The sequence below is a fragment of the Acinetobacter sp. WZC-1 genome, from assembly GCF_052544965.1.
The window spans coordinates 2,133,099-2,149,209 of sequence record NZ_CP199370.1 but is presented as its reverse complement, the minus strand read 5'-3'; the positions used below and the strand labels follow the sequence as shown (position 1 = coordinate 2,149,209).

12 protein-coding genes are annotated in these 16,111 nt (G+C 48.6%); 9 read left to right on the top strand and 3 right to left on the bottom strand.

The features are described 5' to 3' along the window. Window positions 1–2 precede the first annotated feature (2 nt). The 4 genes from ACT6PV_RS09900 (at window position 3) to ACT6PV_RS09885 (ending at window position 3,032) form a co-directional block, all read left to right on the top strand. A complete protein-coding gene (locus ACT6PV_RS09900; protein ID WP_445116207.1) occupies window positions 3–947 on the top strand; it encodes a penicillin-binding protein activator in 945 nt (314 codons plus the stop codon). Window positions 948–963: 16 nt separating this feature from the next. Next, a complete protein-coding gene (locus tag ACT6PV_RS09895; RefSeq protein WP_445116206.1) occupies window positions 964–1,389 on the top strand; it encodes a YraN family protein in 426 nt (141 codons plus the stop codon). A gap of 91 nt (window positions 1,390–1,480) precedes the next feature. Next, a complete protein-coding gene (locus ACT6PV_RS09890; RefSeq protein WP_445117089.1) occupies window positions 1,481–2,158 on the top strand; it encodes a BON domain-containing protein in 678 nt (225 codons plus the stop codon). 10 nt (window positions 2,159–2,168) lie between these two features. Continuing rightward, entirely contained in the window at window positions 2,169–3,032 is an 864-nt protein-coding gene (locus tag ACT6PV_RS09885; RefSeq protein ID WP_445117088.1) for an alpha/beta hydrolase, read from the top strand. Window positions 3,033–3,061: 29 nt separating this feature from the next. On the opposite strand, the gene nudC is transcribed toward ACT6PV_RS09885, so the two are convergent. From nudC to dnaQ, 3 genes are all read right to left on the bottom strand, one after another. Continuing rightward, window positions 3,062–3,817: an NAD(+) diphosphatase gene (gene nudC, locus ACT6PV_RS09880; RefSeq protein WP_445116205.1), complete on the bottom strand. Its 756-nt coding sequence runs from the start codon at window positions 3,815–3,817 to the stop codon at window positions 3,062–3,064. Beyond that, the gene (locus ACT6PV_RS09875; RefSeq protein ID WP_445116204.1) at window positions 3,817–5,472 is read right to left on the bottom strand and encodes a chemotaxis protein; all 1,656 of its coding nucleotides are present in this window, start codon (window positions 5,470–5,472) and stop codon (window positions 3,817–3,819) included. Before ACT6PV_RS09875 ends, nudC begins: the two co-directional genes overlap by 1 nt. 127 nt (window positions 5,473–5,599) lie before the next feature. Further along, on the bottom strand, window positions 5,600–7,096 hold the full coding sequence (gene dnaQ / locus ACT6PV_RS09870; RefSeq protein WP_445116203.1) for a DNA polymerase III subunit epsilon: 1,497 nt from the start codon (window positions 7,094–7,096) through the stop codon (window positions 5,600–5,602). Between the two features lie 217 nt (window positions 7,097–7,313). Between dnaQ and ACT6PV_RS09865 the strand changes: the two genes are divergently transcribed. From ACT6PV_RS09865 to ACT6PV_RS09845, 5 genes are all read left to right on the top strand, one after another. Next, window positions 7,314–10,529, top strand: a complete 3,216-nt coding sequence (locus ACT6PV_RS09865; RefSeq protein ID WP_445116202.1) for a LysM peptidoglycan-binding domain-containing protein — start codon at window positions 7,314–7,316, stop codon at window positions 10,527–10,529. Window positions 10,530–10,616: 87 nt separating this feature from the next. Next, window positions 10,617–12,413, top strand: coding sequence for an extracellular solute-binding protein (locus ACT6PV_RS09860; protein ID WP_445117087.1), 1,797 nt, complete (start codon window positions 10,617–10,619; stop codon window positions 12,411–12,413). 30 nt (window positions 12,414–12,443) lie between these two features. Next, on the top strand, window positions 12,444–13,511 hold the full coding sequence (locus tag ACT6PV_RS09855) for a microcin C ABC transporter permease YejB (RefSeq protein ID WP_445116201.1): 1,068 nt from the start codon (window positions 12,444–12,446) through the stop codon (window positions 13,509–13,511). Then, complete coding sequence (locus tag ACT6PV_RS09850; RefSeq protein ID WP_445116200.1) at window positions 13,511–14,524, top strand: ABC transporter permease; 1,014 nt, start codon at window positions 13,511–13,513, stop codon at window positions 14,522–14,524. Before ACT6PV_RS09855 ends, ACT6PV_RS09850 begins: the two co-directional genes overlap by 1 nt. Continuing rightward, window positions 14,499–16,085, top strand: a complete 1,587-nt coding sequence (locus tag ACT6PV_RS09845; RefSeq protein ID WP_445116199.1) for an ABC transporter ATP-binding protein — start codon at window positions 14,499–14,501, stop codon at window positions 16,083–16,085. Before ACT6PV_RS09850 ends, ACT6PV_RS09845 begins: the two co-directional genes overlap by 26 nt. Window positions 16,086–16,111 lie beyond the last annotated feature (26 nt).

Here is a 16,111-nt window from a genome sequence, read left to right as displayed (position 1 = left end):
CCATGATACAGAAGTTGAATAATAACAGCATATTGCTGGGTTTGGGATTATTGGGCATCATGAGCGCTGCTCAGGCAGAGATTCTGATCATTCTACCTGAATCAGGTCCAATGGCACGGGCAGGTATCAGCATTAAACAGGGTATTCTGAGTGCTTATCAGTCTTCCGGGGGCAATATTCCCCTGAAATTCATGAATTCTGACCAGCAAACCATACCGGATATCCTGAAAACCGGGGTGAATAAAAAGACCCGGATGGTCATTGGTCCGCTGGCAAGAAGCAATGTCGAGGCCCTGATCAGACAAAAGCCCGGAGTGCCGGTACTGGCGCTGAATGAAGTTCCCCTGCAGCATAAAAATGTGTGGCAATACAGTCTATCCAAGGACGCAGATGCCTCTGCGCTGATCGGTGTACTGGAAAAAGACTGGATTTCCCGGGTGTCCATTTTAAGGCAGGCCGGGGCAGAGGCAGAATCACTGACTTTTCTGAATGCATTGCATGGTAAATATGCGGATCAGGTTGAAATGGTGGATTCGATTCCTGCAAAACTGGATAAACATCAGGGTTTGCTGATACTGGGAACCAATCAGTGGATGAATCAGATTAAAAAATTACCCAGACAGCAAATCTATACATCTGCCAGCGCTGTTGAAGATCGTAAACCGCTTCCCCGGGGACTTAAGTTCTGTGATGTTCCGGCGCTGTATGAAGCCAGATGGCAGGATGTGATCGGGGCCTATCAGAAAAATCCGGTTTCCATGCCGTATCAGCGCTTACTGGCTTTCGGTGGGGATGCCTGGCATATTGCCGCACAGTTTGTGCTTGAGCCACGAGTGCGGAATCTGAGTTTCAGTGGGCGGACCGGGCAGATTTTTGTGCAGGATCATCGGGTACAGCGGACACCGCAATGTTTTGAAAATACCGGCAAGGGCCTGGTGACTTTATAGACGGACGGTTTTACAGATGGTCAGACCGTCACGGATGGGACAATGGGCCGAGCAGCAGGCAGCGCAGCTGTTGCAACAGGCCGGATTTACGGTGATTGATCAGAACTTTCACAGCCATTACGGGGAGATTGATATTATTGCCTGTGACCATCAGAACAGCGAATTGATTTTTACCGAGGTCAAAGCCCGCTCGGCCACCCGGCATGGCTCTGCCATTGAAACGATCACCGCAGCGAAACAACGTAAAATTATCAGGACCGCCCTGAGCTTTGTGGAGAAAAATCCTGATTTTCATGACTTATATTATCGTTTTGATATTATTTGTTTTGATTTTCATCGGGAATTTGCAAAAAATGTACAGCATGACTTTTCCAAATACCCGTATGATCAGCAATGGATTGAAAATGCGTTTACTCTGGATGCGGAGTTGTTTAATCTGTGAATGGCTGATTGAAGCGCAGTCGTTTAAAAAATATAGAAATATTGAATTCAATGAGGAGTCTTGCTCAGTGTTTAACCGTATTGTATTGACGATGCTTTGTGTGGCAAGTTTATCTGGCTGTGCGAGTTTTATTTCTGGCGGAACAGGCAGTCAGCCTGTTGGTACGGAAAGTGGTGTCAGATCACTGGGTCAGGTATTTATCGACTCCTCCATTCAGCGGACTGCAAAAATCAATCTGTATAAACTGGATGCTCGTTTTAAGCAGTCGCGGATTAATATCAACAGTTTTCACAGTAATGTCCTGCTGACCGGGCAGGTCCCTGATGCGCATCTGAAGCAACTGGCGGAAGATAATGTACGGGCGATGAGTGATGTCAAGGCTGTACATAACTATATTACGGTCGGCAATCAGATCAGTTACTCCACCATCATGCAGGACGCCGCAGTCACTGCCAATACCCGGGGGCTGATTATGAAGGCAACCGTGATTTCAGACAATAAAGTCATGGTGCATACCGAAGATGGCATATTGTATGTCATGGGGCGTCTGAACAATGCTGAAATTGCAGATCTGAACAGCGTGCTGCAAAAAGTGGGTAATGTCACAAAAATTGTGACCCTGATTGATAATACAGAACAGCCGGGGGCAGCCCAGACCTCATCATTTGCATCTCCGGTGGTCTCATCCGGCACTCAGGCTGATGTACAGACACCGGTTGCGATTGACCCGGATGCCACAACTGGATCGGGCAATAGTGTTCAGCAGTAAGTTCAGTCATCTGCAAAACAGGTTGCTGAAAAAATACAGTGAGCTCAGCACGTTTTATCGGGAATTTCAGCTGCACGATCTGGGCAGCCTGGCCATCAATCGGCTGACGCCCAGGCGGGGCTATACCGTGCGTCAGAATATTGCCTATGGTTTAAAGGCCAGACAGCGCCTGGACCTGTATCTTTCCAGTCAGACCGGGACGAAGCCGCTGATTGTCTTTGTACATGGCGGTTCCTGGCAGCATGGTGATAAGCGCGGCTACAGATTTGCAGGTGAAGCCTTTACCCGCTATGGCTATGATGTGGCTGTCATCAATTATCATCTGGCCCCTGAACATAGATTTCCGGGTTATGTGGATGATGTGGCCGCAGCGCTGAATTTTCTTGATCAGCAGCAGGGCAGACTCGGTATTTCCACGGAACGCATTGCCCTGATTGGTCATTCTGCCGGCGCATTCAATATTGCTTCATTGCTTTATCATCCCCGGAAACTTGAGCTGAACGTCAGGCAAAACATCAGGACCATGATTGGTATCGCAGGGCCATATCACTTTGATTATAAAGGTGATCCGCTGGCAGAACATGCATTTGACCCGGATGTGCCGTATCAGCAGGTCATGCCTTGTTATTTTGTTGAAAAAAATCATATTCAGCATTATCTGTTCCTGGCGGAAAAGGACAGGATTGTAAAGGACAGTAATGCACTGGATCTGCAACAGAAACTGGTGGAACTGGATAATCATTGTGAAATCAGGGTGATTCCCGGAACAGGACATGTTTCCATTATGGGCAGCCTATCCAGTCTGTTCAGCCGTTTTTTCAGTACCCGGTCGGCCATGATCGAAATTCTGGACCGGACTTTAAAAGTTCATTGAATTCATCTGAGTCCGGAAAGCCGGACGCTTTATTCAGATATTGCCCGATTGTGAATGACATGCTGAATCATGGCATGTGCAATACTGCCACTGAAAGGGATCTCAGGTAACTGATCAAATTTAAAAAATTGCGCATCGCTGATTTCCTGTTCCTGAAGAACCAGATCACCGGATTCATATTCGGCCCGGAAGGCAATCATTAAATTGCTGGGAAAGGGCCAGGGCTGACTGGCCAGATACTGAATGTTTTTAATGTTTAAACCGACCTCTTCCAGCGTTTCGCGCTGAACGGCTTCTTCCAGGGTTTCACCGACTTCAACAAATCCGGCAATTAACCCGTAAATATTACTGCTGTTACTGGCATTTTTTGCGAGCAGGATTTCATCCTCTCCCCGGGTGATTACGGTAATGACGCAGGGCTGGACCCGGGGATACTGATGATAGTTGCATGCCGGGCAGACCATGGCATATTCAGTTGGGTGGACTTCGGTTGCATGTCCACAGTGACTGCAGAATCCATGATTCCTGCGCCACTCGAGCAGCTGTAAGGCGCGACTCGCTTTTTCAAACTGTGGCTTACTCCACTGGGAAATCAGCTGCCGGATTGGAACCAGCTGATAACCTTCGGGAATGGCTTCCTGCACATGCAGGTCCCGGGCAATTACTTGTTCGTCACAGCTAAAACTGAGATCGTCGGCCAATTGTTCAACCCTGGGCAACTCAAGATTGTCATCCACCATCAGTTGATGGTTGTGAAAAATATAGGCAAGTGATAATTCTGACATCAGGCGACTGGCTGCAATTGCTGGCTACCTGATAATGCTATATGAAACATGGACTGCAGCACAGGTTGTTTGTTTTGCAAATTGTTAATCATCATGTCTGCACTGGCCAGTACGTCCAGCATGATATTGATCTGTGCTGTATCCGGGTTTAATTGCCGCTGAAGTAAATGCTGTAAAAATTCAGCACTCAGGATAAATGCCTGCTGGGCATCCTTCTGTCCAAGGAATAGCATGGCACCGCTGATTTCTTTCAGTTGCAGCGGAATGGTCTCAAGACTGGTGGTTTCATCATGCTGAATGAACTGGATCAGGGCCTGGCTGCTCAGTTCAATCAGGGCACTGGATTCATTCAGTAATACCTGATGGGCTTCGTCCAGCCGGTCAAGTGAGATGTTGATATTATTGACAGGAATCTGTAATCGACTGGAGGTGTGGTGTCTCTCCAGAATACCAATGGAATTCATGGCCGAAAGAATACTGTTCATCAGTTGCTGAGCATAGTTTTCATTGCGCAGCATATTCTGCTGGGAAAGCAGTTCTGACTGCTGTTTTAACTCCTGGCAGGCTTCATTCAGATTCAGGACTTTAAATACATTGGCCAGGCCGGCAAGTTTGTTTTTCAGTTCCAGGCTCTTTTCTTCGGACATATTCTGATAGTTATATTCAATGTCATTTCTGATCTGGGTCATTTCTTCGGTAATCAGTTGACTGATACTGTGGATGGTATGGTAGTCGGGACCATATAAATGACGGCTGAGGACCTGTAGCTGAGTATCTGTCAGCTGCTCATCGGAAATGTTCAGCTGGTGGCGGATGTGCCCGGCGGTCTCATCTTCCTGGCTGATGCATAAACTGAGTATATTGGCCAGCGTTGTCGGGGAGGCCTGAAACCGTTCCGGTGCCTCTAAAAACCGCGCCATATTACTTTCAATGTCAATCAGACTTCTTAAGCGAGCTTCATTCAGAATGAGCTGATCAATATGACTGAATGCCACATGAACCAGATTCCAGTACTGGGCAGAGGCGGTGTGGAGGGACAGACTGGCAAGATAAGCACCGGTCAGTCGGATACCCTGCAGATCAAGTTCGGTTTCACGTTGTCCGAGTAGTTTACGCAGGCTTAATTTATAGAGTTTATGCACATAAATAGACTTTTCCTGCTCAGCAGGCCGGGGCAGTTCAAAGGTTGGCTGATTATGGTCCAGATTATGGTCCAGTAAGGGGAGAATAGCTTGTCCTTCTGGTGTCAGTGCCTTACCCAGATGAATTTCAAGACGGTTCAGGGTATCCAGTAAAAACTGGGGAACCCTGACTTCACGTAGACAGCTGAATTCAATATAGCGTTTCAGCATGGTGGTCCCCTCACTTAAGGTGATCACGTCTGATGTTTTGATCTGTTGGGGTTGCTGCATGATTTTACGCATCAATATCGCACAATATTCAGTAATCCGTGCAAGGTGTGGCATATCAATCAGGATCAGCACATGTGCGCATTGTTCCAGCTGTGTCAGAGCATCATCAATATCAAAAGGCAGGCGCTGGTCTTCAACCAGACTGCTGACCGCAGACTCGACCAGCTGAACGGAATTGTCGACTTCTTTTTTTATGATTAATAAGGCCGTCGGGTCAAAATGAATTGAACTCTGGTAAGACATGATCTGCACCTTTCCTGGGTATCTGGATGTTTTTTGCCCCAGCCTCGGTATGAGGCTAATTTTTCTATGTTTTAATACCATCTCAGTATAAAAAATTTACAGGAAAAGTACATATTTAAATATGATTTTATTTCGCAAACAGACAGGCTTCACCATTTTTTTCCTGAAATTGTCTGATCCAGTCCTCATGGGCCTGTAATTCTTCATCTGAAGGTGGAATTACAGGCAGTTCAATGTCAATGCTGTTTTGCAGGTTTTGTGCATGCTGTTGCTCAGAAAGCAGGGGCTGGGTGTCAATATCCAGTGAAACCTGCCCGCCGGTCATAGCTAAATAGACGTCAGATAAAATTTCCGCATCGAGTAAGGCACCGTGGAAAGTACGATCACGCTGTACAATTTCATAACGTCTGACCAATGCATCCAGTGAGTTTTTCTGCCCGGGATGCTTGCTTTTTGCCATGGCCAGCGTATCAGTCACCGTGCAGACTTCAGACAGGGCCGGCAGGCCGCTCTGTTTAAACTCCATGTCCAGAAAGTTCATATCAAAGCTTGCATTATGGGCAATAATTTCACTGCCTTTCAGCCAGTCAAATAAAGTCTGGGCAATTTCATGGTATTTCGGCTTGTCTTTCAGAAAATCATCGCTGATGCCGTGCACTTCAACAGAGTCGCCGACTGGTTTTTCCGGGTTGATGTAGATATGAATGGAGCCGCCGGTCAGTTTGCGGTTAATCATTTCAATGGCACCGACTTCAATAATCCGGTCGCCGTCCTGATAATAAAACCCTGTGGTTTCCGTATCCAGAATCAGTTGCCGTGGGCCCTGGAGTTTCAGATTTGCAGGGCTGATGACAATCTGCGGGTGGATCTGGACAGCAGCCGCTGCTGCTGAACTGGACTCTGAACCTGGTGTTGAGTCAGGCGTTGCATCTGACTTTGAATTGGGACTGGAAGCCGGATTAGCAATTGAAACGACTTGAGCCTCCATATGTACAGGGGGCTGTGTTTTAGCCGCCGGGTCCTGAGGTCCTGCATCATCAGTGGTTTCAGTATCCGGTTCAGGGAGCTCTGCATTCATCAGATCCAGACCGAAAGGATCACTCAGTAGCCAGTCATCCTCTTTTTTTTTATCGGTGGGGACTGCGGTGAGTTCTGTTGTCGTGAGCGGTTTTTGCGTGGTCACAGGAGCATTTTTCCCCTGTTCCAGCAGTTGTGTTACCCCCAGGTTCGCTAACTGATCTGCCATTTCATTGCCTTCATGACCGGCATGGCCCTTAATCCAGTGCCATTCAATCTCACGATTCTGGCAGATGGCATCCAGTTTTTTCCATAAATCGGTATTTTTTACATCTTTCCAGTTTTTCTTTTTCCAGCCGCTGATCCACTCGGTAATCCCCCGTTTGACATAGCTTGAATCTGTCCAGATGATCAGTGCCGCATCGACCGGACAAAAGGCAATGCCCTCAATTGCTGCAGTCAGTTCCATGCGGTTATTGGTGGTTTCCGGCTCGCCTCCGTACAATTTGTGCATTTCTGTTTCAGTGATGATATATGCGCCCCATCCGCCAGGACCAGGATTACCTTTGCATGCACCATCAACATAAAGCGTGATTGTCTGAGCCATGATCTGAACCATTGAATTGAATTAAGAGTTGAACAAGCGGGTTGAAGAATTTATTGTATACGCAAATCGGCAACTTTTAGTGCCTGATCTTCATCATTTTAATTTTTTGTAACATTTATATGCAAATAGCATCCAGTTTTTGGCTTGTGTCAGCGCTGAGCTCCACTAAAATGGCATGCATATAAAGTAATTTACAATGCGTTGTCCGGAACCCAGTATGTATAAAACAACCACCGCAGTGTGGCAGCCATCTGCAGCAATTCTTTTCAAATTTTCCATACTGACGTCAGCGCTGGCAGCATTTGGTCTGATGACAGGCTGTTCATCCTCTCAGAGCGCAAGTAAACCCCACAGCTCCAAACAGCTGGGGATGCTGGATGCCAATAGTCTGGACTCACTGGAGGATTTGCTTTCGGCGACTGATATGCGTGCCGTGGAAGGGGATCGCTTACTGATTTTGAAACATGGTGATGTGTGGAAGCGCATGGCGGTCGGTTTTAAAATGGATGAGGATCACTGGGATCCGCGGATTGAGGCACAGCGCAGCTGGTTTGTATCGCGTCAGCCGTATATTGACCGTTTAAGTGCCCGTGCCAGTCGTTATCTGTACCATACCGTTAAGGAAGCTGAACGTCGTGGCTTACCGACAGAGCTGGCATTGTTACCCATCATTGAAAGTTCCTATGACCCTGCGGCAACCAGCAGTGCATCAGCAGCAGGGATGTGGCAGTTTATTCCAAGTACCGGGCGCATTTATGGTTTAAGGCAGAGCGGTTTATATGATGGCCGTCGTGATGTGGTCGAATCCACTCGTGCCGCCTATGAGTTTCTGGGCAGTCTGTACAATCAGTTTGGTTCCTGGGAGCTGGCACTGGCGGCCTATAATGCCGGTCCGGGACGGATTCAGCAGGCGATTAACCGTAATCAGGCGGCAGGTTTGCCAACGGATTACTGGTCATTAAAATTGCCGCAGGAAACCATGAACTATGTTCCGCGGTTTATTGCCGTGGCGCAGATTATTAAAAAACCGCAACAATACGGCATCAGTCTGCCGCCAATTGCCAACCGTCCGCACTTCAGGGAAGTTTCGGTCCCGGCAGGTGTGCAGTTTAATCAGATTGCTTCGCTGACAGGCCTGAGTCGTGCAGAGTTGTATGCACTGAACCCGGGTTATCGGGGTGAGATTGTCGACCCGGCCAGTCCAATGCGGATTCTGATTCCGGCTGATCTTAAACCGACGATTGATGCTAAATTAAAGGCACTGAAACCGGCGTCAGGTGGATTCTGGGCTTCGTCAACGACACCTGCAACCCCTCAGCAGCCGGCTGTATCAACCACTGTGACGAAAGTTACTCCGACCAGGACCCCTCCGCCGACTTTAACTGCGGGTAATACGACAGTCTCCCGTACGCCTGCAGCCAGTACATTTGCGCATCGGACAACTCCTAAAGGATCTGATGCCCTGGCGGCGTTTGCGGCAAATGCTGATATTCCAAGTGCGCCACGGATTCCGGTTGCCGTGACGCAGGCCGCTGGTGTTAAAAAACCTGTTGCTGTGGAACCCCCTATTTCAAGCCGCGAGCGTGAACAGATTCTGGCAGCGGTCAAGGCAGAAGGTGAGCAGGAAACGGTCAGACAGGTGCTTGAGCCTCAGGCGACCCAGGCAGAAAAAGATGAAGTGATCAAGGAGATTCAGGCGATTGCGCCACAGGGGACGGAAATTGTTGATCCTTATGATGGCAAGATTAAACTGACGGCAATCCAGACCAGTCGTTCCGTTGCTGATCAGCAGGGGCAGGATGTCAGTCTGGGCTTTGCTTATCCGAAAGGGATGGTGGATAGCACATCGGCCACATCAGAAGAAGCCAGGCTGAATCAAGGCAAAACACTGACCAAAACGGAAAATGAAGTGGTGGTGGCCCCGCCTAAGGGTAAACGCAGTACCTATACTGTGTTACCCGGTGATACGCTTGCCATCATTGCCATGAAAAATGGTGTGAACTGGCGGGATATTGCAAAGTGGAATCAGGTGGATCCGAAAGGGACTCTGTTTGTCGGGGCAACTTTATACTTATATGATGCCAGGCCGAAGGCCACTGACAGCGCTGCAGCCAAAGAGGAAAAACCGGTTTCATATACGGTCCGGTCCGGTGACAGCCTGACCAGTGTGGCGGCACAGTCCGGACTGTCTGTTGCACAGCTTGCTGCGTATAACAATCTGTCAGTAACCAGTAATTTACTTGCAGGTCAGAAGCTTGCGCTGACAGACACGGATTCCGGGAGCAAAAGCAATAGTCTGAATGCCCGGGAACAAAAGCAACGTACGGCAAGTGACAGTAAAGTCAAAACCCGGGTGTATGCCGTTAAACGGGGTGAATATCTGAAACTGATAGCAGATCGTTATGCTTTATCCAACCAGGAGTTGGCTGCACTGACCCCGGGGATTTCTGCAGGAAGTAATCTGCAGGTGGGACAAAAAATTAATGTGCCATTACAGGATGTCAATGTCACTGAAACAGATCTCCAGAAAGGCAGTAAAGCTGAAGATGCCAAAGCCGCAGTGACGGCCAAAACTGAAAATTACAGAGTCCAGCGTGGGGATACTTTATCCAGTGTGGCAGCACGTTCAAAAATCAGCGTGTCTGAACTGGCAGCATTAAATAAGTTGTCCGCATCCAGAAATCTGGTGAGTGGGCAGACCATTAAAATTCCAGCGGGCAGTACAGTACCGGACAGTTATACGGTACAGTCCGGTGACAGTCTGATCGGGATTGCCGGGAAATACAATTTACCGCTCAGTCAACTGGCAAATCTGAATGGATTATCGCCATCGGCAGGGCTGTTTGTCGGGCAGAAACTGAAGCTGACAGGAGAGGCTGAGCTGTCTGCGAAATCCAGCGCCACCACAGGTCAGCAATTAGATGTACACGTGGTAAAATCCGGTGAAACGGTTGCAGGCATTGCCAGAAAATATCGCTTACAGCAAAGCTATCTGCGTGACTTAAATGGACTGTCACGCAATGCAACAGTTCGGGCGGGGCAACGTCTGAAAATTGAAGGTGATGTGGTTGCTGCCGACACGGAACAGAGCAAAGCTGCGGCTACGGCAAAAGCTGCTGCGGTTTCCACAAAAAATACCGAAAAATATGTGGTGAAATCCGGTGAATCGCTGAATCTACTGGCCAGTCGTGCCGGTATGACGGTTCAGGAACTTGCTACACTGAACAATATCAGCGCACGTACCGGGCTGAAGCGTGGTCAGAGTATTATCATGCCGAAAACCGTGACCGAATATAAAGTCAAAAGTGGCGACTCCCTGATTCGCCTGGCGAGTAAATTTGGCCTGAACAGCAATGAGCTGGCTGAAATGAACGAGCTGAAGCCAGGAACCCAGTTACGGATTGGTGATGTGATCAAAGTGCCGAATCTATAAGCACCGATCATTATAGACTTGCTCAGGGACGAGGTAGGCATGCAGCGGGAATTTTCCAGTATTAAAATCGTGTTGCTGGTTGTTGCCATGGGGCTGCTGAGTCCGGCCGTGCAAGCTGCCCTGCAGACCACACCCTATATTGCCATTCATGCCACACCCGACTATGCCCGGCTGAAAGTGATGCCCTATGCAAATCCGAATGCACCAAAAGGCGGTTTGTTCAGCCGTGCCGGCAATGGCACCTTTGATAATCTGAACAGTCTGAATGGTAAGGGCAGTGCCACCGAAGGAGTGAATTATCTGTTTGACAGTCTGATGGACAGTTCACTGGATGAACCAACCGTCATGTATCCCTTACTGGCCGAGAAAGTCACTTTTGATCCGGCTCACAGCAATTTCATTATTTATCATATTAATCCCAGCGCCCGTTTCAGCGATGGCAGTGCTGTCACGGCAGATGACGTTAAATTTACCTTTGATACTTTTCAGCACAAAGCCAGCCTGGGTTTGCAGATGTATATTTCGGATCTGGACAGGACGGAAGTTTTATCCAGATATCAGGTCAAGGCGATTTTTAAGTCAGATAACAATTCTGAAATGCCGCTGATTTTGTCCACTTTACCCATTTACTCCCGGGCTGACTGGAAAAACAGGGACTTTAGCCGGGTCAGTCTGCGGCCGATTCTGGGGTCAGGTCCCTATCTGATTGACCGTATTGATGCTGGTCGCAGTATCAGCTATAAGCGTAATCCGAATTACTGGGGACGTGACTTAGCGGTTAATCGCGGACGCTATAATTTTGATCAGCTGAAATATGTGTATTATCGCAACCTGGAAACAGCATTTGAAGGCTTTAAATCGGGTCAATACACCGTATATGACGAGAAAATAGCACGGAACTGGATGACGGAATATGATTTCCCCGCTGCCCGGGCAGGTCTGGTGAAACAATATCGTTTTAAACTGGCCACACCGGCCGCCACTCAGAGTTTTGTGTTCAATACCCGTCGTCAGCCTTTCAATGACATCCGTTTTCGTCAGGCGTTGTCATATGCCTATGATTTTGACTGGATGAATAAAGCCATGTTTTATGGGCAATATCAACGCTTACAGAGCTATTTTCAGAACAGTGAACTGGCCGCCACAGGTCAACCGACGCCCGCTGAGCTGAAAATTCTGCAACCGTATTTAAGTCGTCTGAATCCGGTTCAGCGTCAGGGGGTATTGTCGGAATGGAAATATCCGGCTACAGATGGCAGTGGTTTTAACAGAAATGGTTTGCTGGCCGCCCGCAAAATTTTACTGGATGCCGGCTATCGTTATAAAAATGGTGTGTTGCTGGATCATCAGGGGCAGCCGATCCGCATTGAATTTTTGATTCATCAGGATGGTTTACAGCGTGTGCTGATGTCATTTGTACGTCAGGTCAAAAAGCTGGGCATCAGTGTGAATATCCGTCAGGTGGATGAGCCTCAGTATATTGAACGGATGCGCCGTGTGGATTTTGATATGACCACGAATGTTATGCCGCAGTCACTGACACCTGGCAATGAACAGGCACAGATGTGGGGCAGTAAGGCCGCAGATGAAGTCGGCAATTACAATTATGCCGGTATTAAAAACCCTGTGATTGACGAGGTGATTCAGCAGTTGATCCGGGCACCGGATCGGGAACAGCTGGTGATTCGGACCCGGGTGCTGGATCGTCTGCTACGAGCCGGTCATTATCATATTCTGACCTATGCCAGGGAAAATGAGTGGATGGCGTACTGGAATATGTATAAACAGCCTGAAACGCTGCCAAAACTTTCTTCCGGTGTTGAATACTGGTGGGTGGATCCGCAGCAAGCTCAGAAAGTCAGCAGTTATCTGCGCAGACACTGAATATCTGAAATCACAGGGAGCGTCATTGCCATGGGCACATATATACTGAAAAGACTGCTGCTGATGATTCCGACCTTATTTTTTATTCTGCTCATCAACTTCGTCGTGGTTCAGGTTGCACCGGGTGGCCCGGTGGAGCAGGCCATTCAGCAGGCTGAAAATTTTCAGGGGAGTAAAGACAGGAGCGGTGCGGAAACAGTGACCCCGGACAGCCATTATCGGGGTGCCCGTGGGCTGAGTGCGGAGATGGTGGACAAAATCAGGGCGCAATATGGCTTCGATCGACCGGCATATGAACGTTTCTGGTTGATGCTGAAAGGATATTTAAGCTTTGATTTCGGCACCAGTTTTTTTAAGGATAAACCGGTGACCCAGTTGTTGTGGGAAAAAATGCCGGTCACGGTTTCACTGGGTTTATGGAGTACGTTGCTGATTTATCTGGTGTCCATTCCACTGGGCATCAGAAAAGCCCGGCAGCATGGCATGCTGTTTGATCGGTCCACGTCGTTATTACTGGCGGTCGGTTATGCTGTACCGACATTTGTTTTTGGTGTTTTACTGATTGTCTTTTTTGCCGGGGGCTCATATTTCCAGTGGTTCCCACTACAGGGACTGGTGTCAGATGGTTTCCATGACCTCAGCCTGATGGGGAAGATCAGGGATTATGCCTGGCACATGGCGCTGCCGCTGGTGACCATGCTGCTGGGGGGCTTTGCGGCATTGACCTGGCTGACCAAATATTCCTTTATGGAAGAAATGAGCAGGCAATATGTGCTGGCTGCCCGTGCCCGGGGCCTGACTGAACGCCAGGTGATGTACCGCCATGTATTCCGCAATGCCATGTTGATTGTGATTGCGGGGTTACCGGAAGCACTGGTGGGTATTTTCCTGGCCGGTAATTTATTTATCGAAATTATTTTTAATCTGGATGGGTTGGGACTGTTGGGTTTTGAAGCCATTCAACAGCGGGATTATCCGGTCATTTTTGGCACACTGTTTTTATTTACCCTGCTTGGACTGATTCTGCGCCTGATCAGTGATGTGATGTACCAATGGGTTGATCCACGAATTAATTTTGAGTCACGGGGAGCAAAATAATGTCACCCGTCATGCAGGCCCGTATTCAGCGATTTAAACAGAACCGTTCCGGTGTGCTGTGTTTTATTTTACTGATCATTATTTTTGTCTTGTCGCTGGCCTCTGAGCTGATTGCCAATGATAAACCGATTCTGGTCAAATATGAGCATTCCTGGTATTTTCCGGTATTCAGGTCATATCCGGAAACCACATTCGGCGGTGTATTTGAAACAGAAGCAGATTATAAGGACCCGGTTGTCCATCAACTCATTGACGATAAGGGCTGGGCGGTGTGGCCGGTCATTCCCTATGCAGATCAGACACCGGATCTGATGCTTGCAGTGCCTGTTCCATCCGCGCCGAGCCGTCAGCACTGGTTGGGAACCGATGATCAGGGCCGGGATGTCGTGGCCCGTATTTTATATGGATTGCGGGTGTCGCTGCTGTTTGGACTGGTACTGACCTTTCTGACTTCAGTAACAGGCATCATCGTGGGTGCAATTCAGGGTTATTATGGTGGCTGGGTGGATTTACTTGGTCAGCGGATACTGGAAGTGTGGGGCGGTTTGCCGGCATTATTCATGGTGATGATCCTGGTCAGTATGTTTACCCCAAACGTCTATTGGTTATTGCTGATCATGCTGTTGCTGGGCTGGCCGGCGCTGGTGGGACTGGTGCGTGCTGAATTCCTGCGGGCCCGTAATCTGGATTATGTACGGGCCGCCCGGTCGCTGGGGGTACGGGACAGCATTATTATGTTTCGTCATATTCTGCCCAATGCCATCAGCTCGAGTCTGTCACAGTTGCCGTTCATGCTGACTGCAAACATTACCGCCCTGACAGCACTGGATTTTCTGGGCTATGGCTTACTGCCGGATGCCGCGTCCATTGGTGAGTTATTATTACAGGGTAAAAATAATCTGAACGCTCCCTGGCTGGCGTTGTCAGGCTTTTTTAGCCTGGCGCTGGTGCTATCTTTATTGATCTATATTGGAGAGGCGACACGTGATGCATTCGATCCACGACGTCAATAAGGATACACTGTTATCAGTTCAGCAACTGCATATAAAAAGTGGGCAGCAGTCATTGGTTCAGAGTTTGAATTTTGAATTGAACAGTGGCGAGATCCTTTCCATTGTCGGAGAAAGTGGTTCTGGTAAGTCCATCAGTGGCCTGGCATTGCTGGGGCTGTTACCTCAGCAGCTGAAGGCCAGTGGGCAGGTGATGCTGCAGGGTCAGAATTTACTGCAGCTGGATGACGTGCAGCTACAAAAAATCCGGGGTCATCGCATTGCCATGATTTTTCAGGAGCCCATGACCGCATTGAATCCATTGCACCGGGTGGAAAAAATTATCGGTGAAACGCTGCTGTTACAGGGCTGGAGCAGGGAAAAGGTCCGCAAGCGGGTGATTGAACTGTTGCAGGATGTCGGGATCAGCGAAGCGAAAGACAAGTTGAGGCGGTATCCCCATGAGCTGTCCGGTGGTCAGCGGCAGCGGGTCATGATTGCAGCAGCATTGGCGCTGGAGCCGGATATCATCATTGCAGATGAACCCACGACGGCCCTGGATGTGACGTTACAGGCACAGGTATTGAATCTATTGCAGTTACTGGTACAGAACAGCCATATGGGCATGATTCTGATCAGTCATGACCTGAACCTGGTCAGATGTTATTCGGATCAGCTGATTGTGATGAATCAGGGCCGGGTGGAAGAACAGGGCGAAGCCCGACAGATTTTTCAGAATCCGCAGTCTGACTATACCCGGCATTTGCTGAATCATGATTTTGGTCAGGCAAACCCTGTTTCAGACCAGACAGAGCAGATTCTTGCTCTGTCTGGTCTTGGGGTGAAATTCCCGGTTAAATCGGGGGTGCTGAATCGGGTCAGGGATTATTTTGTTGCAGTGCAGCCGCTGAATTTAAAACTAAATCAGGCTGAATCGATTGGTATTGTGGGCGAAAGTGGTTCAGGGAAGACCTCAATGGCCCTGGCGATTGCCCGTCTGATTGAAAGCGATGGCCAGATTATGCTGTTGAATCAGGATTTAAATAAACTCAGTGAAAGAAAGCTCAGGCCGTTGCGTTCAGCGTTTCAGATTGTTTTTCAGGATCCATTTTCAAGTCTGAACCCACGCATGACGGTGGAGCAGATTGTTGGAGAGGGGCTGACGCTGCAAAATATCAGTTCGGCGGATACCGGTAGACGAATAGACGAAGCACTGCTGAAAGTGGAATTGTCTGTGGATTTCAGACAACGCTATCCCCATGAGTTGTCCGGTGGCCAGCGGCAGCGGATTGCGTTGGCACGTGCGCTGGTGTTACGGCCGAAACTGATTATTCTGGATGAACCGACATCCGCGCTTGACCGGACCACTCAGCGCGCTATTGTAAAATTGCTGAGACAGTTACAGGCGCAATATCAGATCAGTTATTTATTTATCAGTCATGATTTGCAGGTCGTTCGGGCGCTGTGCCAGCGGGTGATGGTGCTAAGGCAGGCCAATGTGGTTGAATTTCAGGAAACCGAGGCTTTATTTTCCGCACCTCAGAGCGATTATACCCGGAAGTTAATTGCTGCAAGCCAGTATTAAGCAGACACATGTGTTAAATTGACAGA

What these genes read in the sequence shown, in the direction of transcription:
- ACT6PV_RS09900 (WP_445116207.1), top strand. Translation starts at nt 3, where the DNA reads ATGATACAGAAGTTGAATAATAACAGCATATTGCTGGGTTTGGGATTA.
- ACT6PV_RS09895 (WP_445116206.1), top strand. Translation starts at nt 964, where the DNA reads ATGGTCAGACCGTCACGGATGGGACAATGGGCCGAGCAGCAGGCAGCG.
- ACT6PV_RS09890 (WP_445117089.1), top strand. Translation starts at nt 1,481, where the DNA reads ATGCTTTGTGTGGCAAGTTTATCTGGCTGTGCGAGTTTTATTTCTGGC.
- nudC (WP_445116205.1), bottom strand. Translation starts at nt 3,817, where the DNA reads ATGTCAGAATTATCACTTGCCTATATTTTTCACAACCATCAACTGATG.
- ACT6PV_RS09875 (WP_445116204.1), bottom strand. Translation starts at nt 5,472, where the DNA reads ATGTCTTACCAGAGTTCAATTCATTTTGACCCGACGGCCTTATTAATC.
- dnaQ (WP_445116203.1), bottom strand. Translation starts at nt 7,096, where the DNA reads ATGGCTCAGACAATCACGCTTTATGTTGATGGTGCATGCAAAGGTAAT.
- ACT6PV_RS09865 (WP_445116202.1), top strand. Translation starts at nt 7,314, where the DNA reads ATGTATAAAACAACCACCGCAGTGTGGCAGCCATCTGCAGCAATTCTT.
- ACT6PV_RS09860 (WP_445117087.1), top strand. Translation starts at nt 10,617, where the DNA reads ATGGGGCTGCTGAGTCCGGCCGTGCAAGCTGCCCTGCAGACCACACCC.
- ACT6PV_RS09855 (WP_445116201.1), top strand. Translation starts at nt 12,444, where the DNA reads ATGGGCACATATATACTGAAAAGACTGCTGCTGATGATTCCGACCTTA.
- ACT6PV_RS09850 (WP_445116200.1), top strand. Translation starts at nt 13,511, where the DNA reads ATGTCACCCGTCATGCAGGCCCGTATTCAGCGATTTAAACAGAACCGT.
- ACT6PV_RS09845 (WP_445116199.1), top strand. Translation starts at nt 14,499, where the DNA reads ATGCATTCGATCCACGACGTCAATAAGGATACACTGTTATCAGTTCAG.